A 21,536-nucleotide genomic window follows, 5' to 3' on the forward strand; every position below is an offset into this window, starting at 1 on the left:
ATTTGTTCGTCGTCTTGCTTGTCATAGACCCTACTTCTCACAAGTTGGGGTCTCCGGCAAACCCGGGGCGGTTCAGTTTGGTTGCCCGATCAATACCTCAGAAAATACACTAAGTGCACGCAATTGTTACATTTAGGGGCACGTGATGGCGCAGGCGAAGACGCTCACTAAGGCGGAACTGAAGCGGGTGATAGACGTCACAAAATCATGCAGCCGCTATCCACTACGCGATGTCACAATGCTGCTGCTCACACACTGGTGCGGGATGCGGGTGGGGGAGGTTGCGGCTCTTCGACTAAACGATGTCATCGACAACAACGGCGATGTTCGATCAGAGATCGCGCTGAAAGCTGCTCAGACGAAAGGCGATAAGGCACGTGTCGTGTTTGTTCCGCAGCGTATGCGGCGGGAACTGAAAATCTACATCGCTCAAGCACATGCGCGCACACACAGCGAGTTCTTATTCGCAACCCAAAAGGGCCAGCGGTTCAGCTCGAACACTGCGACGCAGCATCTACAGCGCTTGTATGCACGTGCTGGCATTGATGGAGCCACATCGCACACCGGCAGACGGACATTCATCACCGAGCTTGCAGCAAAGGGCGTCAGCGTACGCGTACTGGCGGCGTTGGCTGGTCACAAAAACATAAGTGTCACCCAAAAATATATCGACGTGAACGACGACATGCTGCGTAATGCGGTGGAGCTGGTATGATTTAGAATTTGCGAATAAAAAATGTCACTCTTCTATCCACTTTTTCCACTTCTGAGCTACATATTCGTAGTAGCCATCTACCCTATCAACATTTGTTAGTTTTGCAAGTTCTCTACCCGTTTGTGTTAGTATTAAGTTTCCAATGTCAAGCGATTTGTTATCATCATCACCGAAATATAATCCGATAATTCTTTCAAAATAATATAATTGAGAGTGACCTTTTCTATTTCTAAGTTGATAATTGTTAACAGGATCGTAATGTACGAGTCCTAATTCTTCTAAATCCATTATGTTTATAAAAGTTAGATCGTTGTTCTTATATACATCGTCATCAATATTAAATATTATTGGAAATAGATCTGGAGTTCGCCATGTAAATCTACATAGATTTTCAAATTTAATTATATCTATTTTGTCGAGTGAGTGAAGGGTGTTTACTGTTCGCTTTGAGAAGCTGCCTGGTGAGTTCGTTTCACTTGATATTATTTTGGCCCAAACTTTCTGAGCTTCTTCATTGGATATCGTTTTGCCTTTATCAAAGAAATTTACAAGCCAGTCGTCGTCCATGTTGTCTGGCTTTGCTTCATTTGTTATCTGTGGGACTGCTAAATCTAATATAGCCTCCATATTTTCTTGTTTCTTAGCTTCTTCATCAACAAGCCTCATTAACGCGCGCCGGCGGAGATCGCTCGCTTCAATATCCGCTTGTGCCGCAATTACATGAGCCTTTGCTTCAGCTTTTGCGCGACGGACTATTCTTTTGGGCTCATATAAAACGCCTGTCGCATCGGAAATCTTATCAATAAGCCTTGTTATTGGTTCTGACAGCCCCGCTAGGTCTTTGATTTCCATAATTTCCTCTGTGGATTTCAGTCGACTAGTTCATGCCTTCTTAGGGGCATAATTGTACATCCATATGCGCGATATTAGCTCAGAAATGAGAGATCGGAATAGACCGATAAAGCGGATACAGCCCAAATAACAACAAATAGCTGTATTAGGACGATCAGGTTAGTACTTTCCTTAGTTCAATAGGTCTCTGAAATCGTCAACTTCTTCGTGTCCGTAGTGCTGTTCGATCATTTTCTGCGAAGTTCCCATCTGTTTGGCCAAACCGCTTTTGGGAACGCGCTTTTGTTTGTTGGTGATGGCAAAGGTCGCATAGGTATGCCGTAGCGAGGTCAAAGAATGCTTGATCCCGTTGGCCGGTGTGGCAATCTGCGTAGCCTGAAGCAGGCTGCCAAAAGCCTTTTTGAAACTTTTTACGGGTGTGCCATCTGGCAAGGATACCACCAGTTCATTGGCGATTGCTGCCTGCGTTCCGCCATGTTGTGCCAAACGCCGTTTCTGAATGCGACGCAGCGCGTTTACCGCAGCCCCTTTTAGAATAACGGTTCTAGTACTGCGTACCTTGCCGATACCAGGTAGCCTGAGATCACCATTGTTCCAATCGACATCACGCCAAGTTAGTGCGTGCAGTTCGCCCACACGCAGGCCTGAATTTGCAAGAAAAATGACCGCGTCATAAATCAAGCGTCGATTGTCGATCTGACGGTGCAAGAGCTTATCGCGTTGTGCTTCACCTATGCGCGAGCGCGCAGTTTTGAGCAGAATGCGGTACTCGTCGCGTGTGAAATGAGGCCGCCGGTTTTTTGTAGACTTCTCTGATAGGTGAGGGACTGACGGCGCCCTTTTGATGAGGCCCGCTCTCTCAGAATATTTCAACAGCTGTCGCAACACGACATTCTCTCTGTTGAGCGTAGAAGGTGTCGGCGGCTTCGTTCCCTTGTTGCGTCGGTAGTCCATATAATCTGGCACATCCGCTTCAGTGAGATTTGCGACCGTACTAAATTTGCCGAAAAATGGCAGGAAATGACGCTCATAAGTCTCTTTATGATATTGGTGCTTCGCTTCGTGTTTGATTGAATTGAGGTAGCGGTCAGCGCATTCTGCAAACGGAACCTTCTTTGTTTGAAGGCTCGGATTGCTCAGAACTTCCTTGTAGAAACTGTGTGCAGCCTTCTTCGCCAGATCAACGTCGGCGGTTTTGGCTGACTTCCTGTAGGTCCTGTTCTTGTGCCGAAAGTAGATCTGTAGGTATTTCGATTGCTTTACTGGAGTTATGTAGACCCCATCAAAAACCTCAATCGTTCCTGCTTTCGGTTTTGCAGACATACATGATCTTTTCTTCGACGAGACAAAGAAATTCTGTAAATGGTCTGCAAATGACGAAAATTTCCCCTGCAGCGCCAATGACTTAAGATACGGTCGATTTGCAGAGCAAATCAACGTATTTCGGTCAAAAAACGCTAAGTTATTGAATTTATTGAGGGTGGATGGTGGGCGTAACAGGGATTGAACCTGTGACCCCTACAATGTCAATGTAGTGCTCTCCCGCTGAGCTATACGCCCATCCGATGGGCCGCATACACCACAGAAACCCCTGCGCCGTCAATACGAAAACACTGCGTTTTTTCTTACCGTTTGCCGAAGGTGGGGAAAGGCCTGCTGGTGGTATGAAAAAAGCCGTATACAACGACGACGCCCGGGCAAACGTGTCCGGGCAAACGCAACGAGAATGTTGCGCAAAGTCAGCCTGTTTGCTGGTGCCTTGTCAGGCTGCCAGAATCATCTTGTTGACCTCGTCGACAAGGTCACGAAGATGGAACGGCTTGGACAAGACCTTGGCATCCTTCGGAGCCTTTGAGTCCGGGTTGAGCGCCACCGCTGCAAAGCCGGTGATGAACATGACCTTGAGATCGGGATCGAGTTCGGTGGCCCGGCGGGCCAGTTCGATGCCGTCCATCTCGGGCATGACAATGTCGGTCAGCAGAAGCGAGAAGGGTTCTTCGCGCAGGCGATCATAGGCGCTGGCGCCATTGTCGAAGGAGCGGACCTCGTAGCCTGCTTTTTCCAGTGCCTTGACCAGGAACCGGCGCATATCATTGTCGTCTTCTGCGAGGAGAATTTTCGGGGTCATTCTTTTTCCAAACCTGTCATCGGGCTCGTCGAGCACTGCCTATCCTCTATATGGGGGCGTTCCAGTAAACATCAGGTGAATGATGACGATTTTACGATGCGATTTGTCCCGGACTGGACAGGTGTGGGGGCAACTGGCAAGGTGATTCAGGCAGTTGCGGGGGCAAAGGGACAGATATGAAAGACAGCGAAAGGTCCGGCACGGGTGATAAGCCGGATGCCGGCTTGCCCGCAGTTGCTCCTTTCGAGATCCACCGGCCATTGGAGCAAACCGAGCCGTTTGTGTTCAATTCACCGCATTCCGGCCGGATCTATCCCGAATCGTTCCTTAACGTGTCGCGGCTCGATCGTTTGTCGATCCGTCGCTCGGAAGATCATTATGTCGATGAATTGTTTGCCAGCGTGGTTCAGCTCGGTGCGCCGATGCTGGCAGCGCAGTTCCCGCGTGCCTGGCTTGATGTCAATCGGGAACCCTATGAGCTTGATCCACGGATGTTCGACGGCCCGTTGCCGCCGTTTGCCAATATCGGATCGATGCGCGTGGCCGGTGGATTGGGCACAATCCCGCGGCTGGTGGCAGAGAACATGGATATCTACAGGGGGCGGTTGAGCGTTGAAGAGGGGCTCTCGCGCATTGAGCGGGTCTACCGCCCGTATCATGCCAATTTGCGCCGGATTATCGCGCAGACCCATGTTCAGTTCGGCAAGGCCATCTTGATTGATTGCCATTCGATGCCGGCCAATGTTCGGGTCGCTGGCGGTAACCGCCGCCCTGACATCATCATTGGGGATCGCTTTGGCGCCAGTGCTGCGCATGACCTGTCGCGCGCTGCTGTTTCATTCCTGTCAGGGCTTGGCTACCATGTGGTTCGCAACAAACCCTATGCTGGTGGTTTTATAACCGAACATTATGGACGCCCGGCGCGTGGCCTGCATGCCCTGCAGATCGAAATAAATCGTGGTCTTTATGTCGATGAAACAAGTCTGGAAAAAACACCGGGCTTTGATCTCCTCAAAGCGGATTTGTGGGAGTTTTCCAGTCAGATGATGGCCTATGTGCGTGAAGGTCTCTCAGAAGACCGTCTGGCCGCAGAGTAAGACTTCCTCAAAGGTAGAGCCTAACCGGCAGCTTGCGGTTCAGGCAGCAAGATTGACTTGATGATAGGGTCAAAAAAAACCGCGCTGTTGGCGCGGTGAAATCTAGGGAGGAAACGCCCAAGGAGGGCATTCACAGTCAAAGACTGTGATTTAAAGCTAATGTTGCAGCGCACAAATGTCAACTGCCCTTGCTTTGTTCTTTGTGCTTGTGCGAGGTGACTCGCGAGGATTGTCTGCTGCGCTTGCAATTCATTGTCAGCCGGGTCAGGTATCCGGCGGATACGGGCATCTTCCATCCCCGCCATCATTTGTTTCTCATGGATTTCTCAATGCTTCCTGATATCGCTTTCTTTGACTCCATCGCAGAGGCGGCCGCTGCCGAAACGCTTCCGCGGTTTCGCATGCCCGTCACCATCGACAACAAACAAGCTGGCGGGTTTGACCCGGTGACCGAGGCCGATCGTGCCGCCGAGAAGGCGATCCGCCAGATCATCACCGAGAGGTATCCCGAGCATGGTATCCTGGGTGAAGAGCATGGCAATGTCGGCATTGACCGGGACCATGTCTGGGTCATCGACCCGATTGACGGGACGCGTGCGTTCATCTCGGGCTTGCCAGTCTGGGGCACGCTTGTGGGGTTGTATCACAAGGGCAAGGCGGTCATGGGGATGATGGATCAGCCGTTTACGGGTGAACGGTTTATCGCCAGGCCGGGTGAAGCAATGGTCCTGCGCCACGGGGAGCGATCCAAGCTTAGCACGCGGAAAGGCGTTTCACTTGATCAGGCGATCATGATGACGACCTCGCCATCGATTTTCCCTCAGACGCTTGAACCATCCTACAAACGGGTTGAAAACAGCGTTCAACTGGCGCGGTATGGATGCGATTGCTACGCTTACGCGATGGTTGCGTCCGGTCACATCGACCTCGTGGTGGAATCCGACCTGAAGCCCTATGATGTCGGCGGCCTAATCCCGCTGGTCGAACAGGCCGGCGGAGTGATGACCACGTGGAGTGGCGGGCGGCCGGAAATGGGCGGTAACATCGTCGCCAGCGGTTCGGCAGAGCTGCATGAAGCGGTTCTGGAACTGCTCAACCAGAGATGATTGCGGGTTCTGAGGCCTGATCTGGCGGTATGAACGCGTCGATGGCAGCCAGGGCAGGGATACGGTAACGATCGGCTTCCTGAAGCAATTCGTGGCGTGCGCCATTGATCATGATGGCACGGCCGGCGCGAAAGCGGTTGCCGAGGCTTTCTATGGCCTGCGATTCCACTATCGTGTCATTGCCAGCGCCGATCAGCAAAGTCGGAACTTTGATCTGGTCCAGGTGCTCGAACTTGCCGACGCGCTCGATGGCATTCAGCATCTCATTGACCCACCCCATGCTGGGTGGGCCAAGGCGAAGCTCGGGATGCGCTATGTAGAGAGCCTGATTGCGTGAAAATCTGCCGATGTCGGTCGTCAGGGGATTGTCTGCAAACGGTTTGGGAAACTTGTCTAGGCCTGATCCAACCCAACCTAACCCGGTCATGCGCATCAGCCGGGTGACCAACCTTATGAGCCACTTCGGCGCGGACTGATTTGAGAGTTCGACAAACGGGGCCGTAAGAACCATGCGGTCGATGCGGTTTGCCAGTTTTGGCGCCATGGATAGCGCGACAAGCGCGCCCATCGAATGCGCGACGAGGCAAAAAGGCAGTCTTGCTTCGGGCAGGACGATGGTTTCGAGAAACGTCGACAGATCGGCTTCAAAGTCACTGAACCTGCGCACGTGTCCTCGTAGCGGGTTTTTCAGAAGCCGATCGGATAGGCCTTGGCCTCGCCAATCAAAGGTGGCGACCCAAAGCCCGCGTCCGGTGAAATGGCGTATGGTTTCGTAGTATTTCTCGATGCATTCGTTGCGGCCTTGCAGCAGTACTACTGTGCCACGTGCCACCGGAACATCGGATTTGAAGATAGCATAGCGCAACCGTTTGCCGCGAACGCTGTCAAACCAGCCGGTAACATGATTGCCGGGTACCGGATTACCATCTGTTTCGATCAGCAGGGGGGTGTCATCGCTCATGATGTTTCCGATTAGTGCTTCCCCTGTGTTTGGTCAAAAGGAAAAGGCGAAGAAGGTCAGGAAAAAGGCCGGAGCCGTCTTGCGAGCGGCCCCGGCCAGGTGCCCGGAACAGAAGGGACGGGGATGTTCCCGGCGAGCCAGACTGTTTATGTCTGATGCTGGCGAGAATAGGGGGCCTTGCCTGAACCGCCGCCGAACAGGCCATTCATCGGGCATTCACGCGCAGATATTCGTATTTTTCAGGGAGCCTAGAAAGGTCTTGAACCGAACCTGAGCAGTTCCCACATTGGTTCTGCAGGCGCCGGAAACCGGGTCTGCTGGCAGGGATGTCGCCCAATGCGGGGCAGCCCAGAAGCCATAACGCAAACTCTAGTCGCTCTGAAGGAGGACACTTATGCGTCACGTTGATTTTTCACCCCTCTACCGTTCCACTGTTGGTTTCGACAAGTTGCTGACCATGCTCGACAGCCTGGCCCCGACCGATCAGTCACAGTCCTATCCACCCTATAATATCGAACGCACCGGCGAGACCACCTACCGCATCACAATGGCGGTTGCAGGTTTTGACGAAGCCGAGATCTCGATCGAAGCGCGTGAGCACGTGCTGACGGTCAAGGGTGAGAAGGCTGACGACAATGAGGCCGAAGGCACGCAGTTCCTCTATCGCGGAATTGCCAAACGCGCGTTTGAGCGCCGTTTCCAGATGGCTGAACATGTCGAGGTAACCGGAGCCACTCTCCGCAACGGTCTCCTGCATGTTGATCTTGTTCGCGAGATTCCCGAGGCAATGAAGCCACGGCGTATTGCGATCAGCAATGATGCTGGGACAAATCCGAAGCAGATTGAAGCCACGCAGGCCTGATCCTCTCCTCTCAACTGGAACAGCCATCATGGCGCTCAGGAAACTGAGCGCCATTTTTCATGGCTGAGGGCCTGATGGATCGGGCTCGATCATGCAGCAACGTATGGGGCGCTATGGGGGCGGCATCTTGACAGCAGGGCGTCGACGGACAGCAATCCTGGTCCCTTTATTGCGATGACGGTCAGCGGCACGATCCACAGCAAGCGTTGGTCAGCGATGATACTGTCGGGAAACCTGTCAAACAGGGCGCCGATGCTCTCCGCGCCGATCTGATGCACGGTGATGTCAACGAATGTCTGTACGGCAATGAAACCGATCATTCCGAGCGCGGCAAGGCGCGAAAACAGGCCGACGACAATGAGAAGCGGCAAGAGGAATTCCGCGTAGGTGCCCATGAAGACGATCAGGCCCCAGGGAAAGAAGGACACCGCATCGACATCGCCTCCTGCAGCTTCCACCGCCGGGAGGGCTATCTGGTAATAGGCGCCCGACGAGATAGAGAAGAATCCAATCAGACCGTCACCGACCTTGGTTTTTGCCGAGTTGAGGAAGTATCCCCACAAGACCGCAGCGAAAGCGAAGCGTGCGATCAGCCCAAGCAGCCAGCTATCACCGAGCTGTTCGAGGACTCCGAAAATGCGGGTATGGAGATCGGTGGCAAAATCAATCGCGGATTTCATGTGGTTTGCTCCGAAAGTGCCTGGCCGGATGAACAGGCGTAAAAGACACCGGCTTCAAGCATGGCTGAAATGGCTGATGGCAGGTCGAAATCTGGATATCTGGCTATCGTTCTGCCTGCGGCTTCGCCGAGAGTTTCGCCTGCGATCAGAGCGGTGAAGAACATGGCGGCGCCCGGTGGTAACCGGCGGACTTGCACCTCGTCATGCGGCCGGGTGATCAGACCATCTTCGGGCTCGGCTGGATCTATACCGTCGAGTGGCCGTTGCTCGCGACTGTCCGAGAAGATTGACACTGCAGCGAAACCGCTTTGAACGATGCGGGTTGCGGGATGAGCCATGAACATGGTCTCGGCAAGATGTTCGGGCGGGATCGCGCCGAGAGTATCAGCGCCTAGAGGTTCGGCGTCAGCTGAATGAAATGAATCAAGCCACGCCCGTTCCAGCCGCGCCACGTCGGCCAGATAGGGATATTTGGCGACAGGTTCAAAGCGTTCGAGAAATGCAGCAAATCCGACGCCATATTCAAACATGACCGCTGAGCGCGGAGGCTCTTCGGCCAGATAAACTCTCGCCATCTCGCGAAAGAAACCTTCCCCGACAAGCCGCTGGATGGCCGGGAAAATGCCCGTCAGCGCGTCGATCAGGCTGACAGTCACGTTGTTGCGATAGACGGCAAAGCGTTTTTGGGCATTCTTGCCGTTGGGTCCAATGACCCCTTCGGGTAGGGGCAGGTCCGGATCGAGAAGGGCCGCGCCAAAATCGAGTTGCCCGCGCTCGTTCATCGCATCATTCCGCAGCATGGCGTGAGCCGAGCAGAGAAGCGGGACCAAGCCGATCAAGGATGGCATCGGCGAGACGGGCCTCGCGACGCAGCACCGGCCATTCGGGAACGTCATTGTCCCATTCTACAAGCGTCGGAATCGCGCCTGCCTGGCTGATGACAATCTCGTAGAGTTTCCAGACAGCCTCGGAGACCGGGCGGTCATGGGCATCGATCAGCAGAAGATCGCCTTCATCATCGATATCTTCGGCATGGCCCGCGAGATGGATTTCCTCCACCAGCTCGAGTGGAAAATCACGCAGGTAATGTATCGGTTTCCAGCCGTGGTTGGTGGCAGAAACGAACACGTTGTTGATATCGAGCAACAATCCGCAGCCAGACTTCTGAGCGATTTCGCGAATAAAATCGGTCTCGCTCATGGTCGTCTGTTCGAATGCAACATAGGTGGACGGATTTTCAAGCAGTATGGGCCGCTTGAGCCGGTCCTGAATCTGGCAGATGTGTGAGACCACCCGGTCAAGTGTCCGCGAATTGTAGGGCAGGGGAAGAAGGTCGGTGAAATAGCCTGCGTCATGGCTGGACCAGGCGAGATGCTCCGACACCATCGCGGGTTCGTAGCGCTCAACCACTCTGGCGAGACGCTCGAGATGATCCTTGTTGATACCGTGTTCAGAGCCGATCGAGAGGCCTACGCCGTGAACGGACAGCGGAAATTCGGAGCGAATGGCTGCAAGGCCGCGGTGTGCAGGCCCGCCGTCGCCCATGTAGTTCTCCGCGTGGACTTCGAGAAATCCGATCCTGTAGTCATCGGACAAAATGGCGTCGATGTGTTCGGTCTTCAGACCCGCCCCCGCACGTGGCGGGAGCGGGCCGTTCGGGATACGCGGTGCCTCGACAATCGGCGATGTGAGGGCGGATTGCGTCATTTCGTAATTCCCGTCTATCAAGTGTTTTCGGATCAGGCTGGCATGTCGCGATCAAGCGGCTCCAGCGACCCCATGCGTCCGCCTTCGAGGCTCATCGTGGTGCAGGTGCCTGCATCAACGCTTTTCCAGGCATTGCCCTGAAAATCGACCTTGGATGTGCCGGCGCAAGTGGTGCCCGGACCGGCTGCGCAGTCGTTCTTGCCAGCCATGGCCACGCCGTAGCATTTTTCCGTGGCTGCAGACGCGCCCTGGGTTGAAGCGAGGAAAGTTGCACCCGAGATAGCCATTGCTACCGCGCCTGCGAGAGTTGATGCACCGATAAGTGTTTTCTGCGACATGCTGTTCTCCTTCGTTGTTTTTGAAACTATTTCCGGGTTGTTCTCGTCCGGTAGGAGAAGCATGACAAAATGACGCATCACTTGGAAATCAAGCGCACGTTATCGGGCATCACTTGAGCGTGAGCTTGCTGTGATGGGATTTATTGTTTCGATATGCTTGTTTTGACTGGCCGGACCTGGCGCTACCCCAGAAGGCCGATAAACTGATCGACGTCGTCTTGGGTCGTGGCGAAACTGGTTACCAGCCTGAGCATGGTTTCCTCCGGCCCGACCAGATGGGCCACCGAGCGCGGCGTCGGCCACTCATAAAACATCGCGCCTTTTGCAGCGAGTTCCTTGGCGAGCACCTTTGTCACAATTGGAAAGGTCTCGTTTGCAGGGCTCTGCCACGCCAGTCGTGCATTGGTCGAATTGGTGATACCTGATTGCAGGCCGAAAGACATTGCGTTGGCATGCCTGGCGATGCTGAGCCAAAGGTCGTCCTCAAAATAGGCGTCAAACTGGGCCGCTATAAAGCGGCTCTTGGAGAACAGATGGGCCGCCCGCTTGCGGATAAAGGGCGTCTGTTTGGCCATTGCGGGATCGAGAAACACCAGAGCTTCTGCGCACCAGCAACCATTCTTGGTGCCGCCAAAAGATACAATGTCCACACCGAGTTCAGCTGTCATCTGGGCAGGTGTAAGGCTTAGCGCTACGAGCGCGTTTGCGAAGCGGGCGCCATCCATGTGAAGCGGCAGCCCATGCGCCTTGGCGATCTTCGAAATCGCACGGATCTCTTCGGGTGTGTAAACTGTGCCAGCCTCTGTGGCCTGGGTCAGAGTGATCGCCATCGGCTGGCCGGCATGCACAAAGCCTTCAGGGAAACGGGCGATTTCAGCTTCGAGCATGGCCGGGTCCATCTTGCCATTCGGCCCGTTCACTGGAACAAGCCTCGATCCATGGCTGAAAAATTCGGGCGCACCGCATTCATCGGCGATGACATGGGCTTCGCGATAACAAAATGAAACGCCACCCGGCCGGTTGACCGCTGACAATGCCAGCGAGTTGGCTGCCGTGCCGGTGCCGACAAAGAAAACCGCGACTTCCTGTCCGAATACCTCATTGAAGGTCTGCTCAACCTTGCGGTCAAGATCGCTGGTGCCATAGGCGGGAGCAAAGCCGGTCGAGTGTGCCGAGAGTGAAGCTGCGATTGCCGGGTGAGCGCCAGCCCAGTTGTCCGAGGTGAAGATCATGAGCATGGGTCTCCGAAAGCTTGGGTGTGTCCGGCTATTGCATGAATTTTCGGGCTTTCAAAGGGCTTGATGCGGCCAACGACGCTATGCTGCGGGCAGGGTTGCTGTGTCTGGTCAGGGATCCAGCCGTGTCTGATTCCCCGTTGGCGACAGCAAACCACCCGAAAAGCTCAAGTTGACGCAATTATATTGCGCTCATGCCGGCGGATTGATCATTTACGGTCGTATGCTTGCGGTTTTTTGGGTGCGGTATCTTGCGCAAGTGCCTGCATTCTGTCATAGAACAATCGAAATAGGACAGCCTTGCTGTCCTATTTGTGTCTGTCATGGCCGGATGGCACAGGCTGAGGCAGATACAAGGGGTTTGTGGCGGTATCCGCCAAGTTGCGATCCATCTGTTCGAGGTGACCGCATTGCCCCTTCGTGATACAAAACCATGCCGCGCGCCCGCACACTCCGGGTGAGGCTTGATTGGCGCGCAAGGCCAGACGACAGATGTATCCGGAACGTAAAGCGTCGCCGCACCCGGCGGGGGCGAAAGATGGGCCGGGATCAACCGCGATGGCGGTCTTGAAGGAGGAATGAAGATGGCAGACCTTTCACCATCTGTGACGGAAGTTAACGCTTGTGAGTCTCTTGCCGAGACCAAGCTGGCCACCGCGCACACCTTTGGATTGCCGCCCAAACAGGGTCTTTATGATCCGCGGAATGAGCATGACGCGTGCGGTGTCGGATTCGTGGCGCATATGAAAGGCCAGAAATCGCACCAGATCGTGCGCGACGGCCTGTTCATGCTTGAGAACCTGACCCACCGTGGAGCTGTCGGCGCCGACCCGCTGATGGGCGATGGTGCAGGGCTTCTGGTGCAGATTCCCGACCGGCTGTTTCGTGAAGACCTCGCCGAGCAGGGCCTCACCTTGCCTGCGCCAGGCGAGTATGCGGTCGGCTTTGTGTTCATGCCGCAGGATGAAACGCTTCGCAATCATTTCAAGGGCATCATTGCCGATGTCGTTGCGGCCGAAGGTCAGTCTCTGATCGGCTTCCGTGATGTGCCCGTTGACAATTCATCCCTGTCCAAGGCACCGGAAATCGCCGCCACTGAACCCTGTCATGTTCAGATCTTCATCGGTCGCGGCGAGGGCGTGGAAGATCAGCAGTCGTTTGAGCGGCAGCTCTTCGTTCTCAGGAAGGTGATTTCGAACCGGGTCCATAATGAAGCCGAAAACGGCGACAAGGACTTCTATTTCGTCTCGCTGTCGACGCAGACAATTGTCTACAAGGGCATGTTCCTGGCCTATCAGGTTGGTGCCTATTACAAGGACCTGAGCGACCCGCGCTTTGAGTCCGCTGTCGCGCTGGTTCACCAGAGATTTTCGACAAACACATTCCCGTCGTGGCGGCTTGCCCACCCTTACCGGATGGTTGCCCACAACGGCGAGATCAACACGCTGCGCGGTAACGTCAACTGGATGGCAGCGCGCCAGGCATCGGTGTCTTCGCCGCTGTTTGGTGGCGATATCTCCAAGCTGTGGCCGATCTCCTATGAAGGCCAGTCCGATACGGCGTGCTTTGACAACGCGCTCGAATTCCTGATCCGCGGCGGCTATTCCATGGCCCATGCGGTGATGATGCTGATCCCTGAAGCCTGGGCCGGCAACGCGCTGATGAGCACCGAGCGCAAGTCATTTTACGAATATCATGCGGCTCTGATGGAGCCATGGGACGGTCCGGCGGCAGTTGCCTTCACCGATGGCCGCCAGATCGGCGCCACGCTTGACCGGAATGGTCTTCGCCCCGCGCGCTACATTGTCACCAATGATGACCGGGTGATCATGGCCTCGGAAGCCGGCGTTCTGCCGGTTGACGAAAGCTCGATTATCAAGAAGTGGCGCTTGCAGCCTGGCAAGATGCTGCTGATCGACATGGAAGAAGGCCGCATCATTTCCGACGACGAGGTCAAGTCCGGACTGGCGGCGAAGCACCCCTATCGCGAGTGGCTTGAACGCACCCAGTTGATTCTTGAAGACCTCAAGCCGGTTGAGCCTCGGGCGTTGCGCAAGGATGTGTCGTTGCTCGATCGCCAGCAGGCGTTCGGCTACACGCAGGAAGACACGAAAATCCTGATGGCGCCAATGGCGACCACGGGACAGGAAGCCATCGGTTCGATGGGGACCGACACGCCGATTTCCGCGATGTCGCTGAAGTCGAAGCTGCTTTACACCTATTTCAAGCAGAACTTCGCGCAGGTGACCAACCCGCCGATCGACCCTATCCGGGAAGAACTGGTGATGAGTCTGGTCTCCTTCATCGGGCCGCGTCCGAACATTCTCGACCACAAGGGCGCTGCGAAGAAGAAGCGACTCGAGGTACGTCAGCCTATCCTTACCAATGCAGACCTCGAGAAGATCCGCTCGATTGGTCACACTGAGGATCGCTTCGACACCAAGACGCTCGACTTCACCTATGCGAGCGAAAAGGGCTCGGAAGGCATGAAGGCGGCACTTGATCGTCTTTGCGACCGCGCCGAGGAAGCTGTGACCGGTGGCTACAACATCATTATCCTGTCTGATCGTCAGATCGGGCCTGACCGGATCGCGATCCCGGCGCTGCTGGCGACGGCAGCCGTGCATCATCATCTGATCCGCAAGGGCCTGCGCACGTCGGTTGGCCTTGTGGTGGAAACCGGTGAGCCACGTGAAGTTCATCATTTCTGCTGCCTGGCGGGCTATGGCGCCGAGGCGATCAATCCATATCTGGCTTTCGACACTTTGCTCGACATGCACAAGCGCGGCGAATTCCCGCCGGAAGTCGATCAGTACGAAATTGTGTCCCGTTACATTAAGGCCATCGGCAAGGGCATCCTCAAGGTGATGTCGAAGATGGGCATCTCCACCTACCAGTCCTATTGCGGTGCGCAGATCTTTGACGCGATCGGCCTGTCCAGCGATTTTGTTGCCACCTACTTCACGGGTACGGCGACAACCATCGAAGGCGTCGGGCTGGCTGAGGTCGCAGGTGAAACCGCTGAACGTCATCGTCTGGCCTTCTCCAACGATCCTGTGCTGGCGACCTCTCTGGATGTGGGCGGCGAGTACGCCTACCGCATGCGTGGCGAAGAACATGTCTGGACGCCGGATGCGGTTGCGACGCTTCAGCATGCGGTGCGCGGCAATGCCAAGGATCGCTATCGCGAATTTGCCGAGATGATCAACCGTTCGACCCTGCGGATGAACGCCATTCGCGGCTTGTTCGAGATCCGTAAGGCGGACGCAACCGGTCGCAAGCCTGTTGCACTTGATGAGGTGGAGTCTGCCGCCGATATCGTGAAGCGGTTTTCAACCGGCGCTATGTCGTTTGGTTCCATCAGCCGGGAAGCTCATTCGACGCTTGCGGTCGCGATGAACAGGATCGGTGGCAAGTCGAACACTGGCGAGGGCGGCGAAGAGCCGGACCGTTATCTGCCGCTCTATGGCGGCGGCGCCAATCCGGAACGCTCCGCTATAAAGCAGGTGGCCTCGGGCCGGTTTGGCGTGACGACCGAGTACCTGGTCAACGCCGACATGATTCAAATCAAGGTCGCGCAGGGCGCCAAGCCCGGCGAAGGTGGACAGTTGCCAGGCCACAAGGTCGATGCAACGATTGCCAAGACTAGGCACTCGACGCCAGGGGTCGGTCTCATATCGCCGCCGCCGCACCATGACATCTATTCCATTGAAGACCTGGCGCAGCTGATTTTCGATCTCAAGAACGTCAATCCGGAGGCCGACATTTCGGTCAAGCTGGTGTCCGAAGTGGGCGTCGGCACCGTTGCCGCAGGCGTTGCCAAGGCGCGCGCTGACCATATCACGATTTCCGGCTATGATGGCGGCACAGGCGCATCACCGCTGACGTCGCTCAAGCACGCCGGAAGTCCCTGGGAAATCGGCCTTGCCGAAACACATCAGACCCTGGTGCTCAACGGTTTGCGGTCGCGGATCGCACTGCAGGTCGACGGCGGCCTGAAGACCGGACGTGACGTCGTGGTCGGAGCCCTGCTTGGTGCTGACGAGTTTGGCTTCTCCACCGCGCCATTGATTGCGGCAGGTTGCATCATGATGCGCAAGTGCCATCTCAACACCTGCCCGGTTGGTGTGGCCACACAGGACCCGGTGCTGCGCAAGCGGTTCAAGGGAACGCCCGAGCATGTGATCAACTATTTCTTCTTCATTGCCGAAGAAGTGCGCGAGTTGCTCGCCGAGATGGGATACACCCATCTTGACGAGATCATTGGTCAGTCGGAACTGCTCGCCAAGAATGGCATGATCGAGCATTGGAAGACCAAGGGGCTCGATTTCAGCCGCATCTTCCACAAGCCCGATGCGCCCAAGAACAAGACCTACTGGACCGAACGCCAGAACCATCCGATCGCCGATATTCTCGACAGGCAACTGATCGAGAAGGCGATGCCGGCACTTGAGAGCAAGGAAAAGGTCGAGTTTGACGTCAGCATCAAGAATGTTGACCGCTCAGCTGGAGCGATGCTGTCGGGCGAGGTTGCCAAGCGGTTTGGCCACAAGGGGCTGCCTGAAGATACAATCACGGTCAAACTCACCGGAACTGCCGGGCAGTCGTTCGGCGCCTTCCTGGCCCATGGTGTGACTTTCGACCTCGCAGGCGACGCCAACGATTATGTCGGCAAGGGCCTGTCGGGCGGCTGCATCATTGTGCGTCCGCCGGAAAATTCGCCGATCGTGGCTGAAAACTCGATCATTGTTGGCAATACCGTGCTTTATGGCGCCATCGAGGGTGAATGCTACTTCCGCGGCGTTGCCGGCGAACGCTTTGCCGTGCGCAACTCGGGCGCCATCGCGGTGGTTGAGGGCGTGGGCGACCATGGCTGCGAATACATGACCGGTGGTCTTGTCGTGGTCATCGGTGAAACCGGCCGTAACTTCGCTGCCGGCATGTCGGGCGGTGTTGCCTATGTGCTCGATGAAGCAGGAGATTTCGCCAGCCGTTGCAACATGGCGATGGTGGAACTGGAGCCTGTTCCCGAGGAAGACGACATCCTTGAGAAGCTGCATCACCATGGCGGCGATCTTGCGCACAAGGGCCGGGTTGATGTCAGCGGTGACATGACCCGACATGACGAGGAACGGCTGTTCCAGCTGATTTCCAACCACATGCATTATACAGGATCCACCCGTGCAAAGGAAATCCTCGACAACTGGGCAGACTATCGTCCGAAGTTCCGCAAGGTGATGCCGGTCGAGTATCGCCGTGCGCTCATCGACATGGAGCGGATGCGCATGGGCGTGGCGGCGGAATGAGATCAATGATCACATCCACCACCAACACCATCGAAGGCCGGGAGATCGCCGAGTATAAAGGTATCGTCACAGGCGAAGCCATTCTCGGAACCAATATCTTCCGTGATATCTTCGCCGGCATTCGTGACATCGTCGGCGGCCGTGCGGGCGCTTACGAGAAGGCCCTGCGGGAGGCGCGTGAAATCGCACTCTCCGAAATGCAGGACGAGGCGCAAAAACTGGGTGCGAATGCCGTTATCGGCGTCGATCTTGACTACGAAAATATTTCAACCGGATCCAGTGGTTCGATGCTGATGGTATCGGCATCGGGAACCGCGATCGTGATCCGGTGAAGGAGTAGATTATGGGTAAGGTAACGGGTTTTCTCGAAATAGACCGGCAGACGGCGAAGTATCAGCCGGCCTCTGACCGCATTCGCCATTTCCGCGAGTTCACCATCAGGATGAGCGATCAGGAAGTGCAAAAGCAGGCGGCTCGGTGCATGGATTGCGGCGTCCCCTATTGCCATGGTCCGACCGGTTGTCCGGTTCACAACCAGATCCCTGACTGGAACGATCTGGTCTACAACAACAACTGGGAAGAGGCGATCCGCAACCTGCATTCGACCAACAACTTCCCCGAATTCACCGGTCGCATCTGTCCGGCGCCTTGCGAGGAAGCCTGCACCCTTAATCTCGAGGATGCACCGGTCACGATCAAGACAGTGGAGCAGGCAATCGCCGACAAGGCCTATGAAATGGGCTTCATCGTGCCGCAGCCTGTGACTGCCAAGACCGGCAAGAAGGTCGCCATCATTGGCTCAGGCCCTGCAGGCATGGCCGCGGCTCAGCAGCTTGGTCGCGTTGGCCACGAAGTCCACGTCTACGAGAGGGAAAGCCGTCCTGGCGGATTGCTGCGCTACGGCATTCCGGACTTCAAGATGGAAAAGCATTTCATCGACCGTCGTGTCGAGCAGATGGAAGGCGAGGGCGTCACTTTCTTCTGCAACGTCAATGTCGGCGTCGACAAGAGCATGGAGGACCTTCTTGGGTCCTATGACGCGGTGCTTTACACCGGCGGTTCGGAAAAGCCGCGTGATGTTGGCATTCCGGGTGCGGACCTGATCGGCGTGCATGACGCGATGCCTTACCTGGTTCAGCAGAACAAGCGCGTTGCCCGCGAGAACATCGACAATGTCGGCTGGCCTTCTGATCCGGTTCTTGCCGGTGGCAAGCACGTGGTGGTGATCGGTGGCGGTGACACCGCATCCGATTGCGTCGGCACCGCATTCCGCCAAGGCGCCGTCAAGGTTACACAGCTCGATATTCGTCCACAGCCTCCCGAAAAGGAAGACAAGCTCGCAGTCTGGCCCTACTGGGCCACGAAGATGCGGACATCGTCTTCGCAGGCTGAAGGCGCTGTACGCGAATTCCAGGTCGGTACACTCGAGCTGGTCGGCGAGAACGGCATTCTGGCTGGCGTCAAATGCTGTCACGTCGATGAAAAGCGCAAGCCGTTGGCAGGCTCGGAATTCATCATCAAGGCTGATCTGGTGTTTGTCGCCATCGGTTTCCGCGGCGTTCTTGATACCGGTGTCGTAAGCGATCTGGGCGAGCAACTGTCGATGGACACCGACCGTCGCGGGTCTACCAACATCGTGGCCAATGAAGATGATTACCGCACGTCTGTGGACAAGCTTTGGGCAGCCGGTGATGTGCGGCGTGGCCAGAGTCTGGTTGTTTGGGCGATCCGTGAAGGCCGTCAGGCTGCGCGGGAAATCGATCTGAGCCTCATGGGGACTACAGATCTGCCTCGCTGATCATATCGCTTGTATGCCGTGCTCAAAAAAATGAATTGGGCACGGCATCGGCAGAGCTCCTAGGGGGCTTTTCGCGGCCAGGCAAAATTGTCAATGCGCCCTTCAGGTGCTTCAGGCAAGATACCATCCAGCACAAGTTGGTCACGTGGCGAGCGAACCAGTCCTGCGGTTGCTGGCATTTCGCCCAGCAGCGCAGATCCACCGTCAAGGGCCGGGTCTGTCATTGCTACCGGTGTCGTGCGGGTAATGGCTGCTGCGTTTTCACCGGGCGCAGGCGGCATGAATATTTCGGGGAAGTTGGCTGAATCGATAGCCGAGACACCTTCCGCAGCAGCATCACCCAGAAGCCGCCGGATCGACTTTTCGGCATAGAATGCGATCTTGCGCCGACCTGCCTGGGTCACGTTGATGCCATCTGATCCACGAAGCCGAACCTGCTGTCCGTTGATGTCGGAGCCGGTGAAGATGAACTTGCCTTCCTCATCGACAAATCCGTCCCAGATGTCGATGAATTCGCCACCAGCCTTTTCGATCTGCGCGCGGTAAACACTGTTAAGCGCTACCATGTCGGTGGTCATGGAAGGGGATTGGAACGCCGGCAATCCTATCCACAGAATTGGAGTATTCCTGCCGCGCAATGCGTCGATGAGCAATTGGGTGCGGCGTTCGTACTCAGCCATCCAGTTGACCGAACGGACAGGTTCGCGTTCGCCGTTGACCACCAGTTGCTGACGATCATTGGACCCAAGCTGCACCACGATGATCGAGGGTTGGACTTCTTCAACGATGCTGCGGGCCTCTTCGGGCCAATTGTAGTAATCATCACGCACCAGACCGGATGATCCGTTTGCGCGGTCGACAACCACAACACCGGGCGCCTGTGCGAATGCCGTACTCAAGCCGTCTGCGGCGCGATTGGCAAGAAAATCACCAACGACAAGTATCTTGCGGGCGTTATCGAGTTTCTCGACAACCGGCTCCTGGGGCGCGGCAATGCTGGGAGTGGGCGCGGGCCTGCTCACGCGGCTTGTGCGCGATGGTTGCGGCTTTTCCGGCTTGGGTGTGGATCCACCACCGCCAAACAACAGCTGCAGAAAGGACTTGCGTTCCACCCGTTCCTGAGCGGCAGCGGGCCCGGCCAACTGTACGACAGAAAGGCCGGTCACCGCCGCGATCAGCAATAAGAGGGCAAGCTGCTGCGATGGTTTGCGGTCAGACACGCGGAAGTCGTCTCCTGTTCGGCTCCGGGACTGGTTGGGTCCCGAAGCGCTTCGGCTCTCAATAGCGGCGGATGGTATCAAGTACCTTCTGCGATGGAATCGCCTCGCCGGTCAAGCCGACACGGGACTGGAAGGCTGCGATAGCGGCCTTTGAACCTGAGCCGAAATTGCCATCGATCTCGCCGTCATAAAATCCAAGCTTCTTGAGCCGGGTCTGCAGTTCGAACTTTTCCTTGACGTCGAGAGTTCCTTCCGGCCGCGGCCAGCGCTGGTCGACGCCTCCATAGCCTGCGATTTCATCAGCCAAAACACCGACTCCCAAAGCGTAGGAATCCGAATTGTTGTAGCGCTTGATGACGAAGAAATTCTTGGTCATCAGGAACGCCGGACCGTTACCGCCGCCCGGCATCTTGAGTTCAGCGCGCCGGCCGCCAGAGGGAAAGCTCTTGCCTCCCGGCCGGGTGAAGCCGAGAGATGCCCATTCGGACAGAGTTTTGGTCTGGCCATCATATTTGTTGCCACCTCGCGGCGGAACGGACTCGTATCCCCAGGTTTCGCCGGTGCGCCAGCCATTCTTCTTGAGAAGGTTTGCGGCAGTTGCCAATGCGTCCGGGATTGAATTCCAGATGTCACGGTGTCCGTTGCCATCGGCGTCGATTGCAAAGGCTAGATAGCTTGTCGGAATGAACTGGGTGTGCCCCATGGCTCCTGCCCACGATCCTGTCATCTCCCTCGCGGAAATGTCACCCGCCTGGAGAATTTTCAAAGCGGCGACAAGCTGCTGACGCGCAAATTTGGCGCGCTTCTTGTCGGCATAGGCAAGGGTGGCAAGCGCTTGCGGCACATAGTGCAGGCGATCTGTCTTGGTGAGGATTTCACCGTAATTGGATTCCATCGACCAGATGGCGAGCAAAACCGATGCATCAACGCCGAAATGGCGCTCTATGGCAGCCAATGTTCTGGCGTGCTGGGATGCCATCTCCCGTCCCTTGGTGATGGTGTAAGGGTTGACACGGGAATCCAGATAGTCCCAAACCTTGGTGGTGAACTCAGGCTGATAGCGTGCTTTTTCGAGTACCACTGGATCTGGCGTGGTGACGCCACTAAATGCTCTGTCGTAGGTCGAGCGTGAAATTCCGGATTTCGCCGCAGTGCTGTAAAAGCCTGAGACCCATTTTTGAAAGCCTGCATCGGCGTGTGCCGATAAGGGCGAAAATACACCGGCAAAGAGGCAAAGGCTGGCGGCGCGTACAAATTTCCTGGGTGATCGGATCATATTCCAAGCATCCTGTTTTTTAGGGCTGTTGCGGGTGACTGAACGACAATCATAGCCCGGAGCTGTCAACAAATCGTTTACCATATCTGATGCCCGAGCGCTTGGATTTGCCTCTTTCCAACAAATGGTGCGTACTGCCGCCACGGCGACAGAATGCACCGAAAAGACCATCGATGAGAAATGAGGAAAATACATGACGAAGATACGTAAAGTCAGAAAAGCTGTTTTGCCGGTTGCAGGTCTGGGAACCCGATT

The 21,536-nt window shown here is 55.9% G+C and carries 20 protein-coding genes and 1 tRNA gene; 7 read left to right on the top strand and 14 right to left on the bottom strand.

The genetic code is table 11. The features are described 5' to 3' along the window. Positions 1-145 precede the first annotated feature (145 nt). Entirely contained in the window at positions 146-715 is a 570-nt protein-coding gene (locus WNZ14_RS23355) for a site-specific integrase (RefSeq protein WP_342871090.1), read from the top strand. A gap of 24 nt (positions 716-739) precedes the next feature. Here the strand turns inward: WNZ14_RS23355 and WNZ14_RS23360 are convergent, their stop codons facing one another. The 4 genes from WNZ14_RS23360 to cpdR1 form a co-directional block, all read right to left on the bottom strand. Further along, complete coding sequence (locus WNZ14_RS23360) at positions 740-1,567, bottom strand: DUF2806 domain-containing protein (protein ID WP_342871091.1); 828 nt, start codon at positions 1,565-1,567, stop codon at positions 740-742. 171 nt (positions 1,568-1,738) lie between these two features. Beyond that, positions 1,739-2,890: a tyrosine-type recombinase/integrase gene (locus tag WNZ14_RS23365; RefSeq protein ID WP_342871092.1), complete on the bottom strand. Its 1,152-nt coding sequence runs from the start codon at positions 2,888-2,890 to the stop codon at positions 1,739-1,741. A gap of 162 nt (positions 2,891-3,052) precedes the next feature. Then, positions 3,053-3,127: transfer RNA gene (locus WNZ14_RS23370), tRNA-Val, on the bottom strand. A 202-nt stretch (positions 3,128-3,329) separates the two neighbouring features. Next, a complete protein-coding gene (cpdR1, locus tag WNZ14_RS23375; protein ID WP_152007482.1) occupies positions 3,330-3,695 on the bottom strand; it encodes a response regulator CpdR1 in 366 nt (121 codons plus the stop codon). A gap of 176 nt (positions 3,696-3,871) precedes the next feature. Between cpdR1 and WNZ14_RS23380 the strand changes: the two genes are divergently transcribed. Further along, positions 3,872-4,792 (top strand): N-formylglutamate amidohydrolase, encoded by a 921-nt coding sequence (locus tag WNZ14_RS23380; RefSeq protein ID WP_342871093.1) that lies wholly within the window; start codon positions 3,872-3,874, stop codon positions 4,790-4,792. A 20-nt stretch (positions 4,793-4,812) separates the two neighbouring features. Here WNZ14_RS23380 and WNZ14_RS23385 read toward each other — a convergent pair whose 3' ends face one another. Next, positions 4,813-5,100 carry a hypothetical protein gene (locus WNZ14_RS23385; RefSeq protein WP_342871094.1) on the bottom strand — a complete coding sequence of 96 codons (288 nt, stop codon included), beginning with the start codon at positions 5,098-5,100 and terminating at the stop codon, positions 4,813-4,815. Between the two features lie 21 nt (positions 5,101-5,121). Between WNZ14_RS23385 and hisN the strand changes: the two genes are divergently transcribed. Continuing rightward, a complete protein-coding gene (hisN, locus tag WNZ14_RS23390) occupies positions 5,122-5,898 on the top strand; it encodes a histidinol-phosphatase (protein WP_342871095.1) in 777 nt (258 codons plus the stop codon). Here hisN and WNZ14_RS23395 read toward each other — a convergent pair. Then, complete coding sequence (locus tag WNZ14_RS23395) at positions 5,885-6,859, bottom strand: alpha/beta hydrolase (protein WP_342871096.1); 975 nt, start codon at positions 6,857-6,859, stop codon at positions 5,885-5,887. The two genes, hisN and WNZ14_RS23395, sit on opposite strands and share 14 nt — an antisense overlap. Before the next feature lie 394 nt (positions 6,860-7,253). On the opposite strand from WNZ14_RS23395, the gene WNZ14_RS23400 reads away from it, so the two are divergent. Next, positions 7,254-7,721 carry an Hsp20 family protein gene (locus tag WNZ14_RS23400; RefSeq protein WP_342871097.1) on the top strand — a complete coding sequence of 156 codons (468 nt, stop codon included), beginning with the start codon at positions 7,254-7,256 and terminating at the stop codon, positions 7,719-7,721. A gap of 89 nt (positions 7,722-7,810) precedes the next feature. Here the strand turns inward: WNZ14_RS23400 and WNZ14_RS23405 are convergent, their stop codons facing one another. The 5 genes from WNZ14_RS23405 to WNZ14_RS23425 form a co-directional block, all read right to left on the bottom strand. Then, positions 7,811-8,401 (bottom strand): hypothetical protein, encoded by a 591-nt coding sequence (locus WNZ14_RS23405; protein WP_342871098.1) that lies wholly within the window; start codon positions 8,399-8,401, stop codon positions 7,811-7,813. Then, positions 8,398-9,201 (bottom strand): DNA-binding domain-containing protein, encoded by an 804-nt coding sequence (locus WNZ14_RS23410; RefSeq protein WP_342871099.1) that lies wholly within the window; start codon positions 9,199-9,201, stop codon positions 8,398-8,400. Before WNZ14_RS23410 ends, WNZ14_RS23405 begins: the two co-directional genes overlap by 4 nt. After that, on the bottom strand, positions 9,188-10,108 hold the full coding sequence (locus tag WNZ14_RS23415) for a DUF692 domain-containing protein (protein WP_342871100.1): 921 nt from the start codon (positions 10,106-10,108) through the stop codon (positions 9,188-9,190). Before WNZ14_RS23415 ends, WNZ14_RS23410 begins: the two co-directional genes overlap by 14 nt. Positions 10,109-10,140: 32 nt before the next feature. Continuing rightward, complete coding sequence (locus WNZ14_RS23420) at positions 10,141-10,446, bottom strand: DUF2282 domain-containing protein (RefSeq protein ID WP_342871101.1); 306 nt, start codon at positions 10,444-10,446, stop codon at positions 10,141-10,143. 182 nt (positions 10,447-10,628) lie between these two features. Further along, the gene (locus WNZ14_RS23425; protein ID WP_342871102.1) at positions 10,629-11,678 is read right to left on the bottom strand and encodes a low specificity L-threonine aldolase; all 1,050 of its coding nucleotides are present in this window, start codon (positions 11,676-11,678) and stop codon (positions 10,629-10,631) included. A gap of 587 nt (positions 11,679-12,265) precedes the next feature. On the opposite strand from WNZ14_RS23425, the gene gltB reads away from it, so the two are divergent. The 3 genes from gltB to WNZ14_RS23440 are packed head-to-tail and all read left to right on the top strand — an operon-like array spanning position 12,266 to position 18,785. Further along, positions 12,266-16,987, top strand: coding sequence for a glutamate synthase large subunit (gene gltB, locus WNZ14_RS23430; RefSeq protein ID WP_342871103.1), 4,722 nt, complete (start codon positions 12,266-12,268; stop codon positions 16,985-16,987). 5 nt (positions 16,988-16,992) lie between these two features. Further along, positions 16,993-17,319, top strand: coding sequence for a heavy metal-binding domain-containing protein (locus WNZ14_RS23435; protein ID WP_342871104.1), 327 nt, complete (start codon positions 16,993-16,995; stop codon positions 17,317-17,319). A gap of 11 nt (positions 17,320-17,330) precedes the next feature. Further along, entirely contained in the window at positions 17,331-18,785 is a 1,455-nt protein-coding gene (locus WNZ14_RS23440; protein WP_342871105.1) for a glutamate synthase subunit beta, read from the top strand. 59 nt (positions 18,786-18,844) lie between these two features. Here the strand turns inward: WNZ14_RS23440 and WNZ14_RS23445 are convergent, their stop codons facing one another. The 3 genes from WNZ14_RS23445 to WNZ14_RS23455 form a co-directional block, all read right to left on the bottom strand. Further along, entirely contained in the window at positions 18,845-20,005 is a 1,161-nt protein-coding gene (locus WNZ14_RS23445) for a DUF459 domain-containing protein (protein WP_342871106.1), read from the bottom strand. A 58-nt stretch (positions 20,006-20,063) separates the two neighbouring features. Then, positions 20,064-21,281 carry a lytic murein transglycosylase gene (locus WNZ14_RS23450; RefSeq protein WP_342871107.1) on the bottom strand — a complete coding sequence of 406 codons (1,218 nt, stop codon included), beginning with the start codon at positions 21,279-21,281 and terminating at the stop codon, positions 20,064-20,066. Between the two features lie 49 nt (positions 21,282-21,330). Continuing rightward, on the bottom strand, positions 21,331-21,536 hold a 206-nt coding region (locus WNZ14_RS23455), incomplete at its 5' end, for a hypothetical protein (RefSeq protein WP_342871108.1).

Origin of the sequence: Hoeflea sp. AS60, assembly GCF_038900115.1 — a bacterium.
GTDB lineage: Bacteria > Pseudomonadota > Alphaproteobacteria > Rhizobiales > Rhizobiaceae > Hoeflea.